Origin of the sequence: Shimia sp. MIT910701 (assembly GCF_047126315.1) — a bacterium.
In the GTDB taxonomy this organism is placed as follows: Bacteria; Pseudomonadota; Alphaproteobacteria; order Rhodobacterales; family Rhodobacteraceae; genus Shimia.
Map to the genome: position 1 here is coordinate 2,440,839 of NZ_CP138953.1, position 22,360 is coordinate 2,463,198.

Here is a 22,360-nt window from a genome sequence, read left to right on the forward strand (position 1 = left end):
TCTTATTTTTTGTTACCAGCGGCGACGCGATCTTTCATCAGATGCGAAGGCCGAAAGGTGAGGACACGGCGCGGTTGGATTGGAACTTCTTCGCCCGTCTTGGGGTTGCGGCCCACACGTGCCGCTTTGTCGCGCACGCTGAAAGTGCCAAAGGAAGAAATCTTGACCTGCTCGCCGTTCACCAAAGCGTCGGACATATGGGTCAAAATGCTCTCGACCAATTGAGCGGAGTCGTTTCTGGACAGGCCCACTTCGCGAAACACTGCTTCGCTCAGATCCATCCGGGTCAATGTCTTGTCAGTCATGTGGTCCCCCCTGCCGGTACACGTTTCAAAAACCATAGGGGCAAGAGAAATTGGGAGTCAATGATTTGCGCGGGATGTGAGGCGATTATCTGCGATATTCGCCAATCACTTAGGTCGGATTTTACCAGCGCAGAACCACCGCACCCCAAGCCAGACCGCCACCAATCGCCTCGGTCACCAGCAGGTCGCCCTGCTTGATCTTGCCGTCTGCAACACCGGTGGAGAGGGCGAGGGGGATCGATGCAGCCGAGGTGTTGCCGTGATCCTGAACGGTCACAATCACACGGTCCATGGGCACGCCGAGTTTCTTGGCGGTACCCTGAATGATGCGGATGTTGGCCTGATGGGGCACAATCCAATCCACGGCATCATCGGTTAGATCAATCTTGGTGAGCGCGGTGTGCGCAGTTGAGGTCAGCTTTTCAACCGCTTGACGGAAAAGCGCATTTCCCTGCATGCGCAGCTTGCCAGAATCCCCGGTTGTCGACACGCCGCCGTCGACAAAGAGCATGTCCTTGTAGCGACCGTCGGAATTCAAATCCGCGCTGAGAACGCCGCGATCTGTGTTCTCTCCTGTGCCTTGTTCAGCTTCCAGGATCAGTGCGCCTGCGCCGTCGCCAAACAGCACGCAGGTGGCGCGGTCTGTCCAATCCATGATGCGGCTGAAGGTTTCCGCCCCAATCACCAGCACACGTTGCGCCTGACCAGAGAGGATCAAAGCATTGGCATTGGTCAGCGCATAGACAAAACCGGCACAAACCGCCTGTACGTCAAAGCCAAAGCCACGAGTCATGCCAATCTTTTGCTGCACCATGGTGGCAACAGAAGGGAAGGTCAGGTCCGGTGTCGACGTTGCCACGACCACCGCGTCGATGTCATCGGCTTTCAAACCTGCGTTTTCCAGAGCGGCATTGGCGGCAAGACTTGCGAGATCGGAGGTGGTCTGGTCGTCGGCCGCAAAGTGGCGGCGCTCGATACCAGAGCGGGTGCGAATCCACTCATCCGAGGTGTCCAGAGTTTCTTCGAATTCGGCGTTGGGAACGACCCGTTCCGGCAAGTAGTGGCCTACGCCTTTAACCACGGCGCGTGTCGTCATATCGGTGCCTTGCTAACTTATTGTTATTCGTTGGTGCTGTCGGCATCTTGCGGCAGAGAAACGGCAGATGCAACCCGCGCTGCAAGCTTTTCGGAGAAGCCTGATTGCGCAAGTTTGAAGGCGAGTTTGATGGCCGAGGATACACCTGTTGCATCAGAGGAACCGTGCGATTTTACCACGGTGCCATTGAGGCCCAAAAACACGCCGCCATTGACCCGTCGTGGGTCAATGCGTTTGTTCAGACGGTTGAGCGATGTGTAGGCCAAGAGGGCGGCCAGACGGGACAGTGGCGAGAATTTGAAGGCTTCTTTCAGAAGTGAGCCGATCAGCCCAGCCGTGCCTTCTCCGGTTTTTAGGGCCACGTTGCCGGTGAACCCGTCGGTTACAATCACATCGGCCTTATCCGCGGGCAAGTCATTGCCTTCAACAAAGCCGACAAAGTCATAATTGGCGACATGCGCGTTTTGCGCGATCAGGTCATGCGCCAGCTTCAATTCAGTGCGGCCCTTGTGCTCCTCGGTGCCCACGTTCAGCAGGCCGACGCGCGGGCGTTCCAAGTCCATGCCATTGCGGGCGTAGGATGCGCCCATCAAGGCGTATTGCAGCAAGTCATGCTCGTCGGCGCTGATGTCAGCGCCGGCGTCAAGCATGATGTTGAAGCCCTGCGGGGCGCGGGAAGGCCAGAGAACGGCAATCGCCGGACGGTCTACGCCGAGAATTTTGCGCAGCCGGACCACTGAAAGCATCATCAAGGCGCCGGTGTTGCCGCAGCTCACCACGCCGTCGGCCTCGCCACTGCGCACTGATTCCAATGCGGACCACATCGACGTGGTTTTGGACCGGATCACATCTCGGGGTTTGTCTTCCATCGAGACGACGTCAACCGCGTCGCGAATCTCCACACGTCCGTCCAAAATGCGTTTGCGCGCGACCAGCTGTTTCAGCTCGTCTTTGGGGCCATGAAGAATGAAAGCAATGTCGGGATTCTTCTTCGCGGAATGCGAAATGCCGGCAACAACAGCTGCCGGCCCGCGATCGCCACCCATGGCGTCAACTGAGATCACTGTGCGCCCGCTGCCGGGGTTTGCTGTTTGCGTCAAACCGGTCATGCGGGCTCAGATCCCGTTGTTTATGCTGCGTCTTCGTCCAGATCGACGTCGTCCACCATAGCAACGACTTCACGGTCGCTGTAGTGGCCGCAAGAAGCGCAGACGTGGTGCGGGCGCTTCAGCTCGCCGCAGTTTTCACATTCGTTTGGGTTCGCTGCAACCAGGGCGTCGTGTGCACGGCGGTTGTTGCGGCGCGATTTCGATACTTTGTTCTGCTGGACAGCCATGTCGCAACCTTTGATTTACTTGGGGGCCGAAGCCCGGTTTCCTGAGCGTTTGGAGCCTCTACGCGGTATGCGCGCCCGAGTCCAACGCTAAATTCGAATGAGCGCGCGAAAATACTGCGATTTTCGCACAACGCAAGCCCTATTCGTCCTCTTTTGAGCCCAGCTGGTCACGCAGGGTGGCCAAACCGGCAAAGGGGCGTGCGTCTTCGTCCGTCATGGCCTTTTTTCCAGCCTCCGTAAAGACAGCATCTTTCAATTCTGCTCCCTCTGCGCGAGGAAATTGCGGCAGGTTCAGCGCCAGGGCTTCATGCAGGATTGCACCGACATCAATATGTGATTCCAGCGGCTCTGCGTTTTCGTCCTCCGGCATCTCGATCTCTTCTTCTTCGTCGCCCGACAGATCAGGCATGTGCGCCAGAAACCGCCGCTCGACAGGTTCGTCGATACGAGTGGTCACAGGATCCAATGTGACAACACAGGGCTGCACAGCGGTGGCGCCGAGTTTGCCGACCAGTTCCCAGTCATTTTTGCCTTGGGCGCGGATTTCGCCGGTGAAGACCACTTTGCGCAGCGCGGTCAACTCAAGAGCCTCGGCCAGCGCGGTCAGTTCTTGTGCGTTGGGGCGCAAGTCAAAACTGGTGGGGCGATTCTGGCGGAGGTCGGCCACACGAAACACGGTGGAGGGGGAGGCGCTTGAGGACATGGTACTGACTTTGAATTGAGGGCGGTTGCGTGGCGGGACGCGGTTGTCATCTTGAACCAAGCGCGTTCCTTCTGTAAGCGAGATAAAAGGCAAGACAGGCCAAGACAAGAGGGCAGACATGAAGACGCGCACCAAAATGATCAAATATGCGGTCATGGGAGCGGCTATGCTGTCTCTGGCTTCCTGCGCCATGCGCTATCGTAATCATGGCTATGTCCCCACCGAAGAGGAACTGGCGTCGATCACGCTGGGCGTGGATACGCGCGACACGGTTGTGGAGACTTTTGGACCGCCGTCGGCGTCCGGTGTTCTGGATGACAGCGGCTACATTTATGTCCGTTCGCGCATCAAGCATTTTGGCCCAACCCGTCCGGAAGTTGTGGATCGCCAAGTGGTCGTGATCGGCTTTGATACCAAGGGCATTGCCCGCAACATCGAGCATTATGCTCTAGCCGATGGGCAGTTTGTTCCGCTGCAACGGCGGATCACCGACAACGGAATCGAGACCGGTGGACTGTTGCGTCAGCTGAGTGCCAATATCGGCAACTTCGGTCCGTCTGGTGCGCCAACGGCAAGCACGGGCAGCTTCTAAGTTGCGATCGCTTTCATGACGGGATGGTTTGTCATTCGGATGTCACCGCGACTCTGATAGAGTGTGTGGTATGGTGATGCAGTTGGACAAACCATTACGGCAAAAGGGGCGCTATCTTGTGCGTGAGGCGGAAGGCGTGGCTGATCTGCGGGCTGCGCAGCGGTTACGGCATTTGGCGTTTCATGGAGATGAGGCGTCGTTGGATGTGGATGCCTTTGATCCGATCTGTCGCCACTTTCTGATCGAGGACGGTGTATCTGGAAAGTTAGTGTGTGTTTTCAGGATGTTACCTTTGATTAGTGGGGGCGACATTGACCGCAGTTATTCGGCTCAGTTTTATGAGTTGGAGGCCCTGCGCGCATATCCCGGACGCATGGTTGAGATGGGGCGGTTTTGCATGCATCCGGATGTGCATGATGCCGATGTGCTGCGCGTGGCTTGGGGAGCGATGACCTCCTATGTGGATGAAAACAAAGTCGAATTGCTGTTCGGTTGTGCGTCTTTTGCAGGCACCGATACCAGTTCCTACCTTGACAGCTTTGCCATGTTGCGTGACCGGCATCTGGCGCCCAAACGTTGGTTGCCGCGGGTGAAGGCGCCAAATGTGTTTCGCTTTGCCGCTCGGTTGCGGTGTAAGCCCAATCTCAAGGCGGCACAGGTGAACATGCCTCCGATGTTGCGCAGCTATTTGTTGATGGGCGGTTGGGTCAGCGATCATGCGGTGGTCGACCAAAAGATGAACACGTTGCATGTGTTTACCGGTGTTGAGGTGAAGAGCATTCCTGCGGCGCGCAAGCGGCTTCTGCGGGCTTTGGCTTGCTAAGGCCACAGGCTGGTTGACGGGGCGGCGTCTGCGGGCTAGGCGCATCTCATGGCACGTATACCCCTTTTGCAGATGAGCGATATTTCCCTGACCTTTGGCGGGGATCCTGTGTTTGATCAATTGAGCCTTGTGGTGCAGCCCGGTGATCGGGTGGCGCTTGTGGGGCGCAACGGATCGGGCAAGTCGACCTTGATGAAAGTGATGGCCGGGCTGGTGGAACCGGATCGTGGCGACATCGTTGTGCCGCCAGGGGTGAGCGTGGGCTATATGGAGCAAGACCCTGATATGACTGGGTTTGCCACGCTTGGTGACTTTGCTTCTGCAGCTTTGGAGCCGGGAGAGATGTATAAAGTTGAGCGCGCGGGTGAGGGGCTGAAATTTGATCCGGCGCGGGCTGTTGAAACGGCCTCTGGCGGTGAACGCCGGCGGGCGGCTTTGGCGCGGCTGATGGCCGAAGCGCCGGAGTTGATGCTTCTGGATGAGCCGACCAACCACCTGGATATTGAGGCGATTGCCTGGCTTGAGGAAGAGCTGAAAGCGACGCGGGCAGGCTTTGTTTTGATCAGCCACGACCGGGCGTTTCTGAGGGCGCTGACACGTGCAACCCTTTGGATTGACAGGGGAATGGTGCGTCGTCAGGAAAAAGGCTTTGAGGATTTTGAAGCCTGGCGGGACAAGGTTTGGGACGAAGAAGACCTGCAGCGCCACAAGATGGATCGCAAGATCAAGGCTGAGGCGCGGTGGGCTGTGGAAGGCATTAGTGCGCGGCGCAAGCGCAACCAGGGCCGTGTGCGGGCGTTGAAAGACCTGCGGGCTGAGCGGGCGGCGATGATCAAGCGGCAGGGTTCGGCGGCAATGGAGCTTTCGGCGGGGCCGAAATCCGGTAAAAAGGTGATTGAAGCCAAAGGTTTGTCCAAATCCTATGACGGCAAGAGCATTGTCCGTGATTTCTCGTTGACGGTGCAACGTGGCGACCGTGTTGCTTTTGTTGGGCCCAATGGCGTGGGTAAAACCACCTTGATCAAGATGTTGATGGGCGATGTGAAGCCGGACACGGGTACGGTCACTTTGGGCACCAATTTGCTGTCTGCGGTGTTTGATCAGGCGCGGGCGAAGTTGGATCCGGATATGACGCTTTGGGATAGCCTCACAGGCGATCCGGAGATGCGGGTGTCGGGTAAGGCCGATCAGGTGATGGTGCGGGGCAACCCCAAGCATGTGGTTGGATACCTTAAAGAATTCCTGTTTGATGATCGTCAGGCACGAGCGCCGGTGCGGTCTTTGTCCGGTGGTGAGAAGGCACGGTTGCTGTTGGCGAAATTGATGGCCAAAGAGAGCAATCTTCTGGTCATGGACGAACCAACCAACGATTTGGATGTGGAGACCCTCGATCTTCTGCAAGAACTGTTAGATGACTATGACGGCACCGTACTGTTGGTAAGCCACGACCGGGACTTTCTCGATCGGGTGGCCACCACAACCATTGCCATGGAAGGCAATGGGCAGGCGGTGACCTATGCCGGGGGCTGGTCTGATTACCGGGCGCAGCGGCAGGAAGATGCGCCGAAAAAGGCCGAGAAATCAAAGCCCAAAGCCGAGAAAGTGAAAGCAGAGAAATCTGCGTCTGCCGCCGGTTTGAGCTTCACCGAGAAGCACCGCCTGGAGGCTCTGCCGGGGATCATGGAACGGCTTGAGGCGGAGATTGCCAAGCTGGAAGAATTTATGGCGGACCCGGAGTTGTTCACCAAAGAACCGGTGAAATTCCAGAAAGCGACGGAGGCGTTGGTGGAGCGTCAGACGGCGTTGCAGGACGCGGAGGAAGAGTGGTTGACGCTGGAAGAAAAGGCCGAAAGCAACGGCTGAATTCGACGTCGGTATTCTGTCAGTATTGCGACTGTTTCGCGACTGTCCACGGTTTTTGAATATGTTGCGGCGTCACGGCGCCGCAACAGTTGGTTTACCAATCAGGCGTCGGTGTGCGCGGTTGGCGCGGCGGCCTGATCTTTCAAAAGCACCACCACGCGGTTCGCCATCAGGTGCCGGTTGTGATCGTAGTCCCGTCCGTTGGCGCAGGCGGCCAAGGCCTCCAGCCCGTGCATTTTGTGCAGCGCAGGCGTGTCATTGAGCGCGAGCGTGCAAGAGGGGCTGGGCTTGGTGAACTTCGGCAAAGTGAGCAGAACCGAGAGGTCGGCAACCTGGCTGCCGGAGATGTCGAGCTGCTCCAGATAAGGCAACGAGCGCAGGGGATAGAGGTCGTTAACCGCAGTGCCGGTACAACTCAGGCTCTTTAGCGCTCGGCAGCGTTGCAGGCCATTGAGGGAGGCCAGGCCTGTACCGGTGAGGCTGAGGGTTTGCAAGTTGGGTAGCTCGGGCCACGGCGCACGCATTGGGTGATCCGCCGAGTCGTCCAGGCGGAGATGCAGGGTGCGCAGTGTGTCGCTGTATTCCAGTGGGCCAAGATCCAGATCGGGATCCGCGGCCTGCAACAGGAGATAGTCGAGCTTGGTCAAAGAAGCGACCGGCGCGAGGTTGCAATGGGACACCGAGCCAAGCGACAGATGGTTGAGTTCGGTCAGCGGGGTGACAAAGCCGAGGTCTGTGATTTGGCCAAGGGATTGGATGGTCAAGTATTCCAGCTTGGAGGCCTGAGACAGCGCATCAAACCGAGTGGCCGGGGTGTTCCACAGCGACAGGGTTGCGAGTGCGGGCAGGGCGCCCAGAGCAGTGAGGTCGGTGGTGTCCGCACCAAAGAGGTCCAGCGTTTCCAAGTGTTGCAAGTTGGCGAGTGGCGCGATGTTGACTTTGCCGTCACAACGCAGAGACAGCGTGGTGAGGGCGGTGGCTTGCGCGAGAGGTGTCAGCGATTGGCCTTTGGCGATGCGGGTCTTGAGGTCTGTCAGTTTTGGGCTTTGGGTGAGCGCAGGGAGCGTGTCACATAGGGCCAGCAGGTCGGCCTGCTCCAGGCTGGGCAGGGAACCGAGGTGGACCGGCTTGCCGGGATGGGAAATTTTGAGCCGCTGCAGGTTTGGCAGGTCAGGCAGGGTCACATCGATGTCAGAGGGCAGAGAGAGTTTGAGTTCTGTCAGGGCCGGTAAGTCCGCCAGCGGCGATAAATCCGTAACCGGAGAGGCCGTGATTTCCAGCGCTTCCAAATTGGGCAGGCCGCTTAAGGCGGCGATGCTGGTGATCGGAGTGTGGCGGATGCTGAGTGTGCGCAGATGAGGCGCAAGCTCGGAAATTTCTGGCAGCAAGCGGCCGTTATCGCCGGAGATAACCATCTGGCGGGCTCGGGCCTCCTTGTGGCGCTCTAGGCTCCAGAAGAAGAAGGCGGCAGGATCGGCTGGGGTGCCCGTTGGGGCAAGGCCGGCTTTGCGACGGGCCCGCACTTGCGGGCGCATCCGTTGTTTGAGGCTCTGTTTGGCCACGGTGAGGAAAGATTGGATTTTTAAACTGGTCAGCACGTGAAAACTCATCAACGGCGCCTGTAGAGAGGGACGGCGCGGGGGAAAAAAGAAGTCAGGAGCGTTAGTGGAGGTTCAGTTTACTGCGGAACGGCTTTCGGACAACTCACTTTTTGGTAAATTTGGGTGGTTTTTTGAGGCAGGTGTTCTGTCCCAAAGACGTAGCGCGCTGCACCTTCGTATAAAGCAAAGGCGCCCGCCATTGGGGAGACAGGCGGGCGTTGTGAATTTTTGCGGTTTTTGGCTGCGCAAGTTTTAGGCAGGCGCGGGCTTGGGGAGGTCAGTGCTTGGCGTCAAATGACGCGCCATCACAAAGCTGAGGCACAGACCAGGCAAGAGCGCGGCCAAAGCCATGGCGATGCCAAAGTGGTCGGCGAGCAGACCAATGACGGGCGGGGCCACCACATTGGTGCCCACCGCCATGATTGATAGGAAGGCGATGTTGTCCGCATCATGCTCGTCTTCCAGTGCGGCCGCGGCCGACACCGCCAGTGGGAAGCCCACCGACAGGCCCAGGCCAATGCAGGCAAATCCGACAAAGGCGATCAGTGGCGGGAAGGGCGCGACCAGGATGAGCAGGCCGACAATGGCGAGGCCGACGTTCATGCGGGCGAGATTGGTGCTGCCCATGCGGACCTTCAGGAAGTCGCCGATAAAGCGACCTAAGGCGACAAAGGCGGAGAACACGGTGACGGCGAGGCCTGCGGTGCTGCTGCCTTCGGGCAGGCGTTCGGCCATATAGACCGCACCCCAGTTGGCCATGGCGCCTTCGGACATGGTGACGGAGACCACAAAGAGCACAATCAGGAACAGGGTGGTTGGGTAATCCCGCAGTTTGCGGCGTTTGGTTTTGGCCGGGGCGTCGGCGGATTGCGGTCGCAGGTTGGGCAGCGGCCGTGCCAGCCACAGCGCGATGAGCGTTGTCGAGCCCGCGAGGACAAACATGGTGAGCGCCGGAGACAAAAGCTCGGTGGGCATGGAGGCCAGGAAAGAGGCTGCGGTCATGCCAAGAGCCCAGAAGCCGTGGCAGCGATTCATCACGGATTTCTTGGCAACTTTCTCAAACTGGCCTGCATAAACATTGAGCGCCACGTTCAGGAAGGTGACGGTGGCGCCAAAGACCAGCAGCGCCAGAAACAGCGTGATGTGATCTACGGCAAACAGTGGAAGGACCACAGTGACGGCCTGAATTGGGAAGACCGCGAAGAGAACTCTTGGCGCGCCATGTTGCGCGACGATCTTGGCAGCGAACTTGGAGAAGAACACAAAGGCCATCGGCAGGCCAAGCAGCGACAGGGCGAGCTGGGCATTGGTGAGATCCAGTTTGGTTTGCACAAACGGGATCTGTGGCAGCCAGCTTCCGAGCGCGAAAGGATGCAGGAAAAACAGCGCCATAATGAGGCGCACGGTCCCTGGGGACAGTGTGGGTGTCATGAGAGTAGGTCCTGTTGGCGGATATGGCGCCAGCTAGACCCAAAGTTGCGCAGGGAACAAGTCATATGCGTGTATTTTTCTGCGAAAAACAACCCAAAGAGGTTTTTGGGCGACTTTTGCTCTACCCTGTCAGAAAATTGGTTGGGTTTTTTGAGGGCAATTTTTGCTCTGTCAACCAAGGAGCGGGGAGATTCGCTGCCAAGTACGGGCTTCGAACGTGTCTTGTTGCGGCTCCAGCATGTGCTCTGACAGGAACCAGTAGAGGTATTTGGCATAGTCAAAGCCTGCCAATGTGGCTTGTGCAGTTCGGAGTGCCTTGCGCAGCTCTTGCGGCGTGTGCGCCACCAGTGTGGCGTGGTGGTAGTCCGTTCGGGCGCAGGTGATCACAGGTTTCTTTTGCAGGAGGGCCTCAAATCCGGCGGCGGAGTTTTGGGTGACCACGATGTCAGACGCCTTTGTGAGGGCATGGATGCTCTGGTCGCTGATGTGCACGTTCGGGAACCGTTTGCAGATGGAGGTGTAGCGGTTGCAGAAGACCTCGGACTGCGCTGGATGCAGTTTGACGTAGACCCTGCGTTCGGTGCTTTTTGCCACGGTGGCGATCATCTTTTGCGTGTCGATGTGGTGCACCGGCGTGGCGTAGCTGTCGATCTCTTGCAGGAAGAGCACGGCATGGGCGGAGGGGAGTTCGGTTTTGGAGGTGGGTTGCGCAAATTTGGAAACGTTGTGGCGCAGCATGTGGCCGCTGACGCCGTTGAAGAAGTAAGTGGCGGTGGTGGCGTCGATGTCCTCGGGGGAGAATGATTTGGTTGCAAGAGAGGCGTGCCAGTTGACCCCCATCGGGTCGAGGTACCAGAACCCCCAGATGTAACTTGGCATGGCATGTAGAATCGGGCGCGATGTTTCCGGACGGTGGCCGATGAAGATATGCGCGTGGTTCTGATCGAGAAGGGTGGTTGAGAGCGCGGTGGCCGCTTCGACCGTGTAAGTGAGGACACCTTGAGATTGTGCGTGGTTGGCGATCTTGCGGGTGAAGTCGAATTTTTCGTCACGAATGGAGCTCAGCCAGGAGTCCTTGGCGTGGAAGATCACGCTGGGAGATTGGGGGAGAGCTGAGGGCTCCGTGGGTTTAGATAGATGCTGCATTGCGTCTTTTGTGGCGGGGGGGTGGACGTCGGTAAAGGGGGGGGAGAAAAAATGCGCGGCTCGGGTGGTGGTGATGGCACAGTTCCCTCTTGCGTGATGTGTTATAGTATCACATATCTAGCGCTCACCAGCCCGGAAAACCCTGACAGATGTTTCGCGCGGGCTTGCGGATCATTTGCCATGTGGCGCCCAGCCAGTCCTGTTTCACAGGGCACTGCGTCCCGCAACCAAACGAGAGCTTATGTCATTGATACCGCAGACTTATGAAGAGTGGGAACATTGCATCACTGTCAAATGTGGCATTCCACTGACCCCAGAATATGTGGCTGAGCGCATCAAAGCGCGTGGCGATGCCAACGATTTCCACACCCAGAAGTTCATCGATCGGTGGGGCAAGATGCACCACGCGCGGACGCTGGCGTGGTTCAAACAAGCACAGGACCGATTGACCACATGACACAGGCGCAACCTTTGCAAGTTACGGTGCTCAACGGGTTTCTGGGGGCAGGGAAGACCACGTTATTGCAAAGCCTTTTGGTGCAAGCTCGGTCGCTGCCGGATGTGCGGCTGGGGGTGATTGTCAATGAGATGAGCCAGCTGGATGTGGATGGCTCCATTTTGGACACGAGCGAGGTGCTGTCGCGTCAGGACGCGCGGTTCGTGTCCATTCCCGCAGGCAGCATCAGCGGGGCACAGGGGCTTGAGAAATTTGCCCAAGCTGTGGCGCAGGTCACAGAGGCCGGGGTCAGCCATGTGTTGATTGAGACCTCTGGCAGCACCCATCCTTGGCCGCTTCTGGAGGCCATTCGTGCGCATAAGGGGCTGAGGTTGCACGGGTTTCTGTCCGTGGTGGACAGCCTGACTCTGGCGCAGGATCATGATTTTGGTCGGGCAATTGTGCCACAAGCCTCACAGAACCTGGCGGCGGGTCGTCGGGGGATTGAGAACTTGCTGGCCGAGCAGATCATGTTTTCCAACCGCATTCTGCTGAGCAAGATGGATCGGGTGGACAGCACGGTGCTGCGCACGATTGCCGAGGCGATCCATCCCATCAATCGGGGCGCAGACGTCATGGGCATGCAGTGGGGCAATATCCGGCTGCAAGATGTGCTGGCGATGCCGCCCTATGATCATGACCGAGTGGCACAGCTGGGCGCGGAGCTAAGGGACTGGGGCAAAGAACACGACACCAGCTCGATGGCGGAGGCGTCTGATTATCATATCGACAGCGTGGTGATTTCTGATCCGCGCCCGTTTCATCCGCAGCGGCTGTGGCAGGTGTATAACCACTACCTTGGCACCGGGATTTACCGCAGCAAAGGGTTCTTTTGGTTGCCGTCTCGGGACAAGTTGCAACTGTTGTGGAACCAAACGGCGGGCAGCGTGGGGTTGGAAGTGGTCAACTATTGGAAGATCGCAACGCTGGAGGATGACAGCCTGAATTTGCTGCCAGAAGAACGCGCGGAGATGCGGCGGCGGTTGGAAGGACAATCTCCAGAGTTTGGCGACCGCCATTGCCGCCTGACCGTGATTGGGGATCGGGACGGATTGGACGCGTTTGCTGAGGCGGTTCGGGAATGTTTCTGCACGCCGGAGGAAGTGCAGGCATGGAAAGCCGGGGCGGTGTTTGAAGACCCGTGGCCAAAGGCGCTGGTGGGGTTGGAGTAAGGGCAAATGAGGTGCCGCTCTGTGAAGGTGGTACTCCTCCTCTGAGGTGTGTGTTGCGAGACGGCCACGGACAATTCACACCACTATCTGCGGAACCGATTTAGCCGCTGGTCGGAAAAATCTTTTTGAAGTGACTGTCGAAATAGTCCCAGGTGTAGACCGCTTTGTTGCCGGCATAGCCTTCGTAGTAGGATTTGCCGGTCGCTGTGGGCAGCCCAGCCCAGATTTTGGCCAAGTTTAGCATAAAAGTCGCGCGCGACATCTCGGCCGCTTGGAAATCGCTGAGCCCGGCCTCTTCCAGCAACTGGTGGGCCAGCTGGTCCTGGATCTCAGGGCTGAACAGCTTGTCGTGCGGCACCTCCTGATGACGCACAAGGCGGCGCAAGGTGGCGGGGATGAACTGATAGCGGCCAATCGCATGGGGCTGGCCCGGGGTGTTGTCGATCCACTGATAGATCTCGGCGATGGTCATTTTGGTGGGCGGCGCGGCGGGCTTGATGCGGGCGCCATATTGCACCGCGTCATAGCCAGCCTTGCCCGCTTCCGCGCCGGCAATCAGGGTCATCAGTTGCTTGGCAGCGGATGGGAGGACCTGCCTCAACACCGGCGCAAAGAGACCGCCGGTGGCACGGCCGCGGAACAGACTGGCGGCGCCAGGGCGCAAGGCCAATGCGCCGCGGCTGGTATCGGCGTCCGTTGGTTGCGCGAGGGCAGGCTGTTGTGGGGTGCGGGCGGGCGTGTCGTTGAAAGAGGCGCGCTGTGCGAAGAAACCGTTCTGAATTAGGGAGACGCTATTGGCCTGCGCTTGGGTCGCCATGAGGCTGACAGAGAGAAGCGTTAGACGCAAAGAGGAGGCAATCGACATAGGAACCGGCTTTCTGCTGGCGAGGTGTTTCACGCGGACTATGCAGAAAGAGGCTTGATAAAGGGTTTACTGGGGGAGGGAGGCAGGCGTTCCAAGAGTTGTGCTCTGTCGACATGGTCAAACGGTGCCTAGAAGGGCATTGCTACAGGAGCATGTTCAATAGGAGGGAGGGGCGGCGGCGCGTGACTACCTGATAATGCGGGTACCATAAGGTCTACCAACCTGTTGTCGCGCGCGCTCCGTTTGTCATTGATTGGCCGCGCGGCCTGACCCTTGCAATGACCAATCCGACTTGCAGCGCAGGAATTCAATCAATGGGCGCATCGTGACCTTCCAAGCTATCTCCTAAAGGGATAATGAGTGCGGTGCATAAGACCTTCATCGAACGAGCAAGAGACATGGCAGAAAACACAAACACTCTGATCAAATCCGCAGCAGATTTGGTGGAGCCGGAGATCCGGACAGAGGCGCCGTTTTATGCACTCTTTCTTTCCAGCGGGTTAGTTCGTCGCTTTGAGCGCTCCGTCGTCGGGGATTTTCGCAGTCTACGATTTGCGCCCACAAAAGAGGCGCGTGTGATAGACGAACGTGCAGGCGTTCATTGGCGGCCACTCCCAACTGAAGACAAGTCCGGGAATTGGATTCGAGGCGAGGTCACAATGAATCCAATGTTCATGAGTGAGTTTTATCCGGATTATTCGATACTCGAAAAAGAGGCTGAATTACTTCCAGATGTTATGGTTTTCAAGTACTTGACCGTCTCCGAGAAGGTACGCGATTTAATTTGCAAGTTTGCGCCTAGTGTGTGCGATTTTGCTCCAGTGAGCTTCGTATCTGCGGAAAGTCAAAAGCCCCTTGGAAAGAAGTACTTTATGGCCTATGTGCGCAATACATTTAGCTATGAGGGGCCTTTGCCAGAAAAATTAGAAAGAATACCTCAAGATAGATATGGCATCCTAAGTACAAAACTCTGGACTGCTTTTAAAAACTCTCCATCCATAGTTGACTGCGCCAAGCAGTACCCGATTTTCGTGATCAATAAAAAACAAGACCTCCCAATAATAGGGCGAGAACTTTTCCATGAGATGAAAAGTCAAGGCATCACAGGACTTCTAGAGATAACGGATTTCCTTCGAGAGGAACCGTATGAGCGCCCAATGGAGTACTATGACTTTGAAACGGTTATGCCGCTGAGGCCTTAGGCCAGGGCACAGGGTGCTGGGTTCCTACGCCAGGAGGCATCCTGGACAGGTCCGATTTTGATTTTGTGTCATAGCGGCTTTGAAAATAAGACTGGAGCCGAGGTTTTCGTGACTCCGTCCATCCGTTAACTGAAAAAGCCCCGACGTCTCCGCCGGGGCTTTCTAAATCTCTCAACTAATCCGCTCAGATCAGGCTTTGAACAGGCCTTCGTAGGCAGGTTTCAGCGTCTCTGTTTCAAACAGCGCGCTCACAGAGCTGCCGTTGGCGCAAGTGGTGCCTTGCCCCAAATACCCACAACGGGTTTACTCCGCAGCCTCAAGCCAAAGGGTTGGCGCGTTGGTTTTTACCCAGGCCCTTAGAGGCTCGGAGGACTTAAGATGTGTGAGTTTTCCTGGCAAGCCATCCATCTCCTCTGCATGGGGCAAGGGATCTTTGCGGTCCGTAATGACCGGCCATTGGTTGGCCAGGCCTCGGTTGAAATCAACCCATTTTTGACTGTCAGGTTCGGTGTCGGGTTGGATTGCGCCTGCCGGGCATTCAGGTTCGCACACACCGCAGTCAATGCAGTGGTCGGGGTGGATGACCAGCATGGTGTCACCCTCGTGAAAACAGTCTACCGGGCAGACGTCCACGCAGTCCGTGTACTTACATGCGATACAGTTTTCGGTGACAACATAGGCCAAGACACATTTCTCCATTCGGCGAGCCCAATGGCTCGCCGTTTTGTGGTTTTTAAAGTGGGGTGGGTTAGTCCGCGACGGTCAGGATTTCGTCGAGCGGCTTTTTCATCTTGGCGACGGCGGGCACCTTTGCGTCCTTTGCTGCATGTCCCACAGCCACAATCATAATCGGTTTTTCGCTCTCTGGCCGCCCCAACATCTTGTTTAAAAACCGCATGGGGTTTGGGGTGTGAGTCAGGGTGACCAAGCCTGCATGGTGCAACGCCGCCAGCAAGAATCCACAGGAAATTCCGGTGCTTTCAGGGACATAGTAGTTCTTGAAACGGGTGCCATCGTCAAAATGGCCCCAGCGCTGCGCAAACACCACGATGAGCCACGGCGCCTCCTCCAGATGGGGTTTGTGATCATTGGTGCCAATCGGTTCGAGCGCTTTGAGCCATTCGTCGCCGGCGCCCCCCTCATAAAACCGGCGCTCTTCTTCCTCGGCGGCTTCGCGGACACGTTTCTTAAACGCAGGATCGGAAATCGCCACAAAATGCCACGGCTGGTGGTTCGCCCCCGATGGCGCCGTGCCTGCGGTACGGATGCATTCCTCGATCACTTCTCGGGATACCGGGGTGTCGGAGTAATCACGCACCGTGTGACGTCGTTTCATTCTGTCATAAAAGGCCTTTGCCTCTTTGAGGCTTTTCTCGGCTGAGTAATCCATCCGGTCTGGCAGGTCGGCAGGTTGGTATTCTATGTGATCGCGTGCGAACATTGGCGTCTCCTTTGCTGGGGATAGAATACCGCCGGTACTTCGGTCATTTCATTCCTCATTGATGAGGATTGCTGACTCTGATCCAAAAAGTGTTCGTTCCACCAAACTCAATAGTAACGGAGCGCAAAATGGATCAGATCGTTGGAGGAGCAAGGTTAGCAACGGAGGTGCCAAAGGGCTTTGTCACATTGGATGTCCTGTCGGTGCAACATTACACGGATCGCCTATTTTCCTTCACAACACAGCGCCCGGCGGGGTTTCGGTTTCGCTCCGGTGAATTTGCCATGATTGGTTTGATGATTGATGGCAAACCACTGGTGCGCGCCTATTCCATTGCCTCAGCCAACTGGGAGGAGCATCTGGAATTCTATTCAATCAAAGTGCCTGATGGCCCTCTGACGTCTAAGCTGCAGAACATTCAAATTGGCGATCAAATTTTGATCCGTCCCAAACCAGTTGGCACGCTTGTGTTTGATGCGTTGCTGCCGGGAAAGCGACTGTTTTTGCTGTCCACCGGGACGGGAATCGCGCCGTTTGCGAGCGTCATTCGAGATCCCGAGGTGTATGAAAAATTTGACCAGGTCCACCTGCTGCATAGCTGCCGAAACGTGGCAGAGTTGCAATACGGCATTGACTTGGTGCAGTCGGTTCACAGCCATGACTATCTGGGCGATCTGGCCGATGGGATGCTGTATCATCACCCGTCGGCAACCCGGGAGATCTACAAAAATACGGGCCGTATCGATGACTGGATCAAAGACGGTCGGCTTGCACAGATGAGCGGCGGGGATTTGACGCCGGAAACCGATCGGGTGATGATCTGTGGGTCGATGGCGATGCTGGACACTCTCAAAGGCCTTTGCGAAGAGCATGGGTTTCTTGAAGGATCAAACTCCAAGCCGGGACAGTTTGTGATCGAAAAGGCATTCGCCGGGTAAATCAAGGGATGGAATTCGATTGAAACAGCAAAAGCTGCAGCCACCCTTTGCCGAACTGAGTTTGGGTGTCGATCAGGTCATTCCGCTGTCTCAGGCCGTTGGGTCTGAGAGCTTCACTCAGGCGGTCATGGGGGTTGCGAGCGAGGTTTGTGGCGCGGATTTTGTGTCGCTGTTTTGTCAAGGAGACCGGGATGCGCCGCTTCTGATTGGCACAGCTTGTCGTTTGGGGCAGCGGCGCGCAACCCAAGCCGCAAAAGGGTATCGGCGCCACGTCCAAGAAGACGGAAATACGCAACTCCTTTGCGGTTCTCACGGACACGGCGACTTTTTGACGGTGCAAACCGCCAAAGATATCTTCTCGTTCACTTACCGGCGGGATTGTTATGATCTGCCGGGAATTTCAGAGCGCGTGTCCATTGTCCGGCGTACAGCGGACTATGGGCTCTCTGTCAGTATGTATTCAAGTGAAGAAAGCGGCCCATTCGACAATCCGGACAGCGGAAAAATTCAGGCGCTGCTGCGGCTGTTGTTGGCTTTGACGGAACGGCATGTCGCCTTTTCTTTGAGAGATGGTGTTTGGATGGAGAATGATATTCAGGCCCGGCTGGCGCTCACCTATCCAGATCTCACCCCGCGTGAGCGCGAGGTTGCTGCGATGGCGATCAAAGGCCGGACGGCAAAAGAGTCCGCGGAGCTGCTTGGCGTGGCGGAAACGACCATTATCACCCACCGCAAAAAAGCCTACAAACGTATGAACGTCACCTCGCTGCGTCAGCTAATGGCAAGTTATTGATAGGTGCAGCGCGGGGCAATGTTGTGGGCGAGGTGACCTGGCGGGCAGGTCTGAGTGCGTCACGCGAGGTGACCTTGGAGCGTACACTGGCAGGTACACGCCACAAAAAAGCCCCGACGCAACCGTCGGGGCTTTCCAAATCTCTCAATTGATCCGCTCAGATCAGGCTTTGAACAGGCCTTCGTAGGCAGGTTCCAGCGTCTCGGTTTCAAACAAGGAGCTCACGGACGTGCCGTTAGCGGTGTTGAGGATTGCCTGGGCAAACATCGGGGCGGTGGGCACGATGCGGATGTTGGCGGCGCCTTTGACGGCCTCAGTGGGCTCGATGCTGTCGGTGATGACCAGCGATTTCATCACTGAGTTGGTGATGCGCTCAATCGCCGGGCCGGACAGAACGCCGTGGGAGATGTAGCTGTGCACCTCGGTGGCGCCGTGCTCGATCAGAACTTCGGCGGCTTTACAAAGCGTGCCGGCGGTGTCGCAGATGTCGTCCACGATGATACATTTTTTGCCTTTGACGTCGCCGATCACGGTCATCTCAGCAATCTCGCCCGGCTTCTCGCGGCGTTTGTCCACGATGGCCAGCGGCGCGTTGATGCGTTTTGCCAGCTCGCGCGCGCGGGCCACGCCGCCCACGTCCGGAGAGATGATCATCACGTCAGACAGGTTCTCTTTGAACTGCGCTTTGATGTCGAGCGCAAACACAGGCGAGGCGTAGAGGTTGTCGACCGGAATGTCGAAGAAGCCTTGGATTTGTGCGGCGTGCAGATCCATGGTCAGGATGCGCTCGATGCCGGCTTCGACCATCATGTTGGCGACCAGCTTGGCAGTGATCGGGGTGCGGGCCTTGGTGCGGCGGTCCTGACGGGCGTAGCCGAAGTAGGGGATCACAGCGGTGATGCGGCTGGCCGAGGAGCGGCGCAGGGCGTCGGACATGATCAACAATTCCATCAGGTTGTCGTTCGCCGGGTTGGAGGTCGACTGGATGATGAACATGTCTTCGCCGCGCACGTTGTCGTAGACTTCGACAAAGATTTCAGCGTCGTTGAAGCGCTCTACACGGGCGTCGATCAGATTGACGTTGCTGCCCCGGTGCATCGACATTCGCCGCGCGATGGCGCTGGCAAGCGGTTTGTTGGCGTTGCCAGTGATCAGTTTGGGTTCAAGAATGGTGGCCATAGCGCGGTAATCCCCAGGTGGCTTTGGTGACAGATTCGTGACGTTGCGCTTGCCTTAACATGGCCCTAACGTCTCGCAAAGCAAAGCGCGCCATCAGGGAGGCAGAAATGGCCACGATCACCTATTATTTCTCGACAATTTCTCCGTATACCTATCTTGCGGGCACCCGGTTGGAGGCGATTGCGGCCAAACACGGGGCTGAGATTGTCTACAAACCGCTGGACATCATTGCGCTGTTTGGCCGCACAGGCGGCACGCCGCCCAAAGAACGTCACGTCAGCCGTCAGGAATACCGGGCGCAGGAATTGGTGCGGCAGGCTAAGAAGTTGGGCATGGAGTTCAATCTGCATCCGGCGCATTGGCCGACCAATATGGCGCCATCCTCTTATGCCTTTATCGCGGCGGCCAATGCCGGCGGTGGCGACCTGGGCGCTTTGGCGCATGGGTTCACGCGGGCGTGCTGGGCTGAGGAGAAGGACATTGCGCAGGATGATGTGATCCGCGCCTGTCTGGTTGAGGCCGGGTTTGATCCGGCGCTGGCGGACAGCGGTTTGCTGGTGGGGGCGGAGACCTATGCCCGCAACCTGGATGAGGCGGTGGAAGCGGGGGCCTTTGGCGCGCCGTTCTACGTAACCGATGATGGGGCGCGGTTCTGGGGGCAGGACCGGTTGGACGATTTGGACGCGCATTTGGCGGGTGAGTTGTAAGGACACTTTAAGGACCATGGCATTGGACAGCAGAAAGACGCCTGACATGCATTGGCGCGTGTTGGGGCAGGGGCCGCGTGCGGCGTTGGCGCTGCATTGCAATCTGGGGCACTCAGGCGCCTTTCGTGGTATTGGCGCGGCGCTGGGCGATCTGTTGACCCTTCAGACGCCGGACATGCCGGGCCATGGGCGCAGTGCGGACTATGTGCCGGGCACGCTGACCGGGCAGACCATGCTGGAGGCCATTCTGGCGCGGCTGGACGGACCGGTGGATGTGATTGGGCATTCTTATGGCGGTCTGTTGGGGCTGCGGCTGGCGATTGAGCGGCCGGATCTGGTGCGATCCCTGTCGTTGTTTGAGCCGGTGACGATGTTGGCGGCCAAAGAGTCTGCACCGGAGGAAGTGGCCAAGAACGATGCGCATATGGGGCAGGTGTTTGCCTTAAACGACGCCGGTGACGCCGAGGCGGCGGTGCGCATGTTTGTGGAGGAATGGGGCGATGGCACGCCGTGGGAGGCGCTGCCGGAAGAGACCCGCGCGACCTTCACGCGGCAGGTGCCGTTTGTTGTGGCCAGCCAGCAGGATGTGCTGGACGACGTTGGCAACATCATGCCGCGCCTTGGCGAGATTGCGGTGCCGGTGGTGGTGATGGACGGGGCGGAGAGCCCTGCGATCATGAAGCCGGTCTGTGATGGCGTTGCCAGTGCGGTGCAGAATGGGCGGCGGGTGACCGTGGCGGGTGCCGGGCATATGGGCGCGATCACGCATGCGGATGTGGTGGCGGCTGAGGTGCGGCGGATGGTTGAAAGTCTTGGCTAAGTTTTTCGCAGGGGTATTGGAGTAAAGAGTAGTGGCAGAAGGTGATATTTGGATTTCGGCGATAGCGAACAACTCTGACTTGCTCGTGGGGATTGAAATCGACCGAGAAGAGCCGGGCTGGCGAGCCAAAGCGAAAGGGCGTGCGGTTCGCTCTGAGGACTTGCCTTTTCGTTTGTATGGGAAGTATCGCGATGCATTTTTTGAGAAGGGTGTTCCTGATATATTCTTCGGGCCAGGTGGCATCAAAATCTCGGAAAATCTCCACAGTGTTTTTGCCTCGTACAACTTAGGGATTGCGAAGATGTATCCCGCAAATCTGTACCTGCATGATCGAATAACTTTGGTCGTTCCAAACCTCTATATTCTTGGCGTCAGAGAAGATGTTGAAGCATTTGTACCGGAACAGTGTCAAAACGTAAGGGAACGCTACAAACACCGCAGTCAGTCCGAGCCTTCGCCGGAAGCCAAATGGAAAATGCCGTACACGCTTCAGGATGGCGACATTGCTGTATTGCCTTCAAAGACAGAAGGGTTGGATTTTTGGTCGGACAAGTGGCTCGACAGATCACTATTCTTTTCTGACTCACTGAAGCAAGCGTTATGCGAGGGCGGCTATGCGAAGCTGTTTGATTTCAAAAAGTGCGAAAAAGCCATGTTGCACTGAAAATTTGAAATCGGCGGTTCTGCGCGAACGATGACCGCGCATGAACTGCGGGGCAGGAGGCGAAGCACCCGCCCTGTGGGGCCGGGGCTAGGGTGCGGCGGATGGTTTCTGACGTAGCTGTCTAGCTTTTGGGAAGCGAGCAACTTCTGCCTATTCATTCGTTAGGCTACAGCGTTTCTGCTCCGTAGCGCGCGTCTAAAAAGCGAAATAGCCGGAGGGTATCTGTAACGTGAAAGAAAAACGCATGCTTCGTCATTTTGTTGCATGCTGTTTGCTCCACTTGTGAAGCCAAGATCCAGACGTAGGCGTTTTGTGAGTGAAACTTCGCAACTATGGAGCATGCGTCGCTTTCGTTTCTTCGGGAGGATAAAAGCTCGAAAGCAATCACCACATCAGATGCGCCACAAAAGGTTTGATGCCCAAGTTGGTCCAAGAAGAACTCATTTTTCATGGATAGGCACGCAATTGCATCGTGGCGCCCCTGACCATCGGAGTTCCAGTTGGGTGGAAAAGCAATTCGTGAGCCGGAGTATTCAGACTCAAATTTAAACCCATGTCGCTTGAGAGATGCGTCCAGCCGCTCAATCTCAGTGCTTCCCGACCGCGAAATGTGGATGCTTAGTTCGTCTGAAACGTTGTTGCCGTTGCAGCGTAACTGCGCACGATCAAATACGGCCACTTCGCCTGATTTCACAGGAGCAATAACTGTCGTGAACTTGTCGACTTGCCGCCCAGCCCAGTTCAATTTTTGATATTGTATTCCACAATTTTCGAACCCCGCAAAAAGTGCACTCGGAAGTAAAAATAGGCCTGCAACCAAAGCCGCGAACATTGAATGGACTTTTTTCATGGTACCCGCATCTAAGACGGACCGAGAATGTATCATTCTTCGGGTTGGCGCAATGCACGCGTGCAAGGTCTTTCGGTCAGTGGGGCGCTGCCAAGGCATAGCATTGGCATTTTAGAGCTATTTGCCCGCCAAAATCATTTCCCGGACCTTCACGGCTTTCTCAAAGTGATCGAGCTCATGGGTTTGGATCCACCATGTGGCAGCTTCCATCAGCAGGTCCGGGTTGTTGTTCTTGTTGGCAAAGAAGGCGTAGAAGGACAGGCCGACGGTCTCGCCTTTCTTGGCGATTTTGTCGTTGCAGATCTGAACCGCTTTGGCGCGTAGGGTGTCTCTCACC

25 protein-coding genes are annotated in these 22,360 nt (G+C 57.0%); 11 read left to right on the forward strand and 14 right to left on the reverse strand.

Going from position 1 to position 22,360, the window contains the following annotated elements; all coding sequences use genetic code 11:
- Positions 1-2 precede the first annotated feature (2 nt).
- The 5 genes from ihfA to SIB38_RS11695 form a co-directional block, all read right to left on the reverse strand.
- A complete protein-coding gene (ihfA, locus tag SIB38_RS11675) occupies positions 3-305 on the reverse strand; it encodes an integration host factor subunit alpha (RefSeq protein WP_294113492.1) in 303 nt (100 codons plus the stop codon).
- Positions 306-426: 121 nt separating this feature from the next.
- Complete coding sequence (locus SIB38_RS11680; protein WP_294113490.1) at positions 427-1,401, reverse strand: beta-ketoacyl-ACP synthase III; 975 nt, start codon at positions 1,399-1,401, stop codon at positions 427-429.
- 23 nt (positions 1,402-1,424) lie between these two features.
- Positions 1,425-2,510: a phosphate acyltransferase PlsX gene (gene plsX, locus SIB38_RS11685; protein WP_294113488.1), complete on the reverse strand. Its 1,086-nt coding sequence runs from the start codon at positions 2,508-2,510 to the stop codon at positions 1,425-1,427.
- Positions 2,511-2,530: 20 nt separating this feature from the next.
- On the reverse strand, positions 2,531-2,737 hold the full coding sequence (gene rpmF / locus SIB38_RS11690) for a 50S ribosomal protein L32 (RefSeq protein WP_283426281.1): 207 nt from the start codon (positions 2,735-2,737) through the stop codon (positions 2,531-2,533).
- Positions 2,738-2,876: 139 nt separating this feature from the next.
- On the reverse strand, positions 2,877-3,440 hold the full coding sequence (locus SIB38_RS11695) for a YceD family protein (protein ID WP_294113483.1): 564 nt from the start codon (positions 3,438-3,440) through the stop codon (positions 2,877-2,879).
- Between the two features lie 118 nt (positions 3,441-3,558).
- Here SIB38_RS11695 and SIB38_RS11700 point away from each other — a divergent pair, with 118 nt between their 5' ends.
- The 3 genes from SIB38_RS11700 (at position 3,559) to SIB38_RS11710 (ending at position 6,718) form a co-directional block, all read left to right on the forward strand.
- Positions 3,559-4,032 (forward strand): outer membrane protein assembly factor BamE, encoded by a 474-nt coding sequence (locus tag SIB38_RS11700; protein ID WP_412550199.1) that lies wholly within the window; start codon positions 3,559-3,561, stop codon positions 4,030-4,032.
- A gap of 70 nt (positions 4,033-4,102) precedes the next feature.
- Positions 4,103-4,855, forward strand: a complete 753-nt coding sequence (locus SIB38_RS11705; RefSeq protein WP_412550200.1) for a GNAT family N-acetyltransferase — start codon at positions 4,103-4,105, stop codon at positions 4,853-4,855.
- A gap of 48 nt (positions 4,856-4,903) precedes the next feature.
- Positions 4,904-6,718 carry an ABC-F family ATP-binding cassette domain-containing protein gene (locus SIB38_RS11710; RefSeq protein ID WP_294113479.1) on the forward strand — a complete coding sequence of 605 codons (1,815 nt, stop codon included), beginning with the start codon at positions 4,904-4,906 and terminating at the stop codon, positions 6,716-6,718.
- A gap of 101 nt (positions 6,719-6,819) precedes the next feature.
- On the opposite strand, the gene SIB38_RS11715 is transcribed toward SIB38_RS11710, so the two are convergent.
- The 3 genes from SIB38_RS11715 to SIB38_RS11725 form a co-directional block, all read right to left on the reverse strand.
- Complete coding sequence (locus SIB38_RS11715; RefSeq protein ID WP_412550201.1) at positions 6,820-8,328, reverse strand: leucine-rich repeat domain-containing protein; 1,509 nt, start codon at positions 8,326-8,328, stop codon at positions 6,820-6,822.
- Positions 8,329-8,571: 243 nt separating this feature from the next.
- Positions 8,572-9,750, reverse strand: a complete 1,179-nt coding sequence (locus SIB38_RS11720) for an MFS transporter (RefSeq protein ID WP_412550202.1) — start codon at positions 9,748-9,750, stop codon at positions 8,572-8,574.
- Between the two features lie 171 nt (positions 9,751-9,921).
- Positions 9,922-10,896: a hypothetical protein gene (locus SIB38_RS11725; RefSeq protein ID WP_294113474.1), complete on the reverse strand. Its 975-nt coding sequence runs from the start codon at positions 10,894-10,896 to the stop codon at positions 9,922-9,924.
- 241 nt (positions 10,897-11,137) lie between these two features.
- On the opposite strand from SIB38_RS11725, the gene SIB38_RS11730 reads away from it, so the two are divergent.
- Positions 11,138-11,353: a hypothetical protein gene (locus SIB38_RS11730; RefSeq protein WP_294113472.1), complete on the forward strand. Its 216-nt coding sequence runs from the start codon at positions 11,138-11,140 to the stop codon at positions 11,351-11,353.
- Complete coding sequence (locus SIB38_RS11735) at positions 11,350-12,564, forward strand: CobW family GTP-binding protein (RefSeq protein WP_294113471.1); 1,215 nt, start codon at positions 11,350-11,352, stop codon at positions 12,562-12,564. Before SIB38_RS11730 ends, SIB38_RS11735 begins: the two co-directional genes overlap by 4 nt.
- Before the next feature lie 100 nt (positions 12,565-12,664).
- Here the strand turns inward: SIB38_RS11735 and SIB38_RS11740 are convergent, their stop codons facing one another.
- The gene (locus SIB38_RS11740; protein WP_412550203.1) at positions 12,665-13,429 is read right to left on the reverse strand and encodes a hypothetical protein; all 765 of its coding nucleotides are present in this window, start codon (positions 13,427-13,429) and stop codon (positions 12,665-12,667) included.
- Between the two features lie 398 nt (positions 13,430-13,827).
- Here SIB38_RS11740 and SIB38_RS11745 point away from each other — a divergent pair, with 398 nt between their 5' ends.
- The gene (locus SIB38_RS11745; RefSeq protein WP_412550204.1) at positions 13,828-14,631 is read left to right on the forward strand and encodes a hypothetical protein; all 804 of its coding nucleotides are present in this window, start codon (positions 13,828-13,830) and stop codon (positions 14,629-14,631) included.
- Positions 14,632-14,934: 303 nt separating this feature from the next.
- Here the strand turns inward: SIB38_RS11745 and fdxA are convergent, their stop codons facing one another.
- Both fdxA and SIB38_RS11755 read right to left on the reverse strand, forming a co-directional pair.
- On the reverse strand, positions 14,935-15,315 hold the full coding sequence (gene fdxA, locus SIB38_RS11750; RefSeq protein ID WP_294113465.1) for a ferredoxin FdxA: 381 nt from the start codon (positions 15,313-15,315) through the stop codon (positions 14,935-14,937).
- Positions 15,316-15,379: 64 nt separating this feature from the next.
- The gene (locus SIB38_RS11755; RefSeq protein ID WP_294113463.1) at positions 15,380-16,072 is read right to left on the reverse strand and encodes a nitroreductase family protein; all 693 of its coding nucleotides are present in this window, start codon (positions 16,070-16,072) and stop codon (positions 15,380-15,382) included.
- A gap of 128 nt (positions 16,073-16,200) precedes the next feature.
- Between SIB38_RS11755 and SIB38_RS11760 the strand changes: the two genes are divergently transcribed.
- Together SIB38_RS11760 and SIB38_RS11765 are read left to right on the forward strand one after the other, a co-directional pair.
- Entirely contained in the window at positions 16,201-17,010 is an 810-nt protein-coding gene (locus SIB38_RS11760; protein ID WP_412550205.1) for a ferredoxin--NADP reductase, read from the forward strand.
- Positions 17,011-17,344: 334 nt separating this feature from the next.
- Positions 17,345-17,803, forward strand: coding sequence for a helix-turn-helix transcriptional regulator (locus tag SIB38_RS11765; protein WP_294114097.1), 459 nt, complete (start codon positions 17,345-17,347; stop codon positions 17,801-17,803).
- A gap of 162 nt (positions 17,804-17,965) precedes the next feature.
- Here SIB38_RS11765 and SIB38_RS11770 read toward each other — a convergent pair whose 3' ends face one another.
- Positions 17,966-18,982, reverse strand: a complete 1,017-nt coding sequence (locus SIB38_RS11770; protein WP_294113459.1) for a ribose-phosphate pyrophosphokinase — start codon at positions 18,980-18,982, stop codon at positions 17,966-17,968.
- 107 nt (positions 18,983-19,089) lie between these two features.
- On the opposite strand from SIB38_RS11770, the gene SIB38_RS11775 reads away from it, so the two are divergent.
- From SIB38_RS11775 to SIB38_RS11785, 3 genes are read left to right on the forward strand one after another with little or no spacing between them, the layout of a single operon-like run.
- Positions 19,090-19,689 (forward strand): 2-hydroxychromene-2-carboxylate isomerase, encoded by a 600-nt coding sequence (locus SIB38_RS11775; protein WP_294113458.1) that lies wholly within the window; start codon positions 19,090-19,092, stop codon positions 19,687-19,689.
- Positions 19,690-19,705: 16 nt separating this feature from the next.
- Entirely contained in the window at positions 19,706-20,509 is an 804-nt protein-coding gene (locus SIB38_RS11780; protein WP_412550206.1) for an alpha/beta fold hydrolase, read from the forward strand.
- Between the two features lie 31 nt (positions 20,510-20,540).
- Complete coding sequence (locus tag SIB38_RS11785) at positions 20,541-21,173, forward strand: hypothetical protein (protein WP_294113454.1); 633 nt, start codon at positions 20,541-20,543, stop codon at positions 21,171-21,173.
- A 166-nt stretch (positions 21,174-21,339) separates the two neighbouring features.
- On the opposite strand, the gene SIB38_RS11790 is transcribed toward SIB38_RS11785, so the two are convergent.
- On the reverse strand, positions 21,340-22,023 hold the full coding sequence (locus SIB38_RS11790) for a hypothetical protein (RefSeq protein WP_412550208.1): 684 nt from the start codon (positions 22,021-22,023) through the stop codon (positions 21,340-21,342).
- A 117-nt stretch (positions 22,024-22,140) separates the two neighbouring features.
- The gene (locus SIB38_RS11795; RefSeq protein WP_412550209.1) at positions 22,141-22,359 is read right to left on the reverse strand and encodes a DUF6500 family protein; all 219 of its coding nucleotides are present in this window, start codon (positions 22,357-22,359) and stop codon (positions 22,141-22,143) included.
- Position 22,360 lies beyond the last annotated feature (1 nt).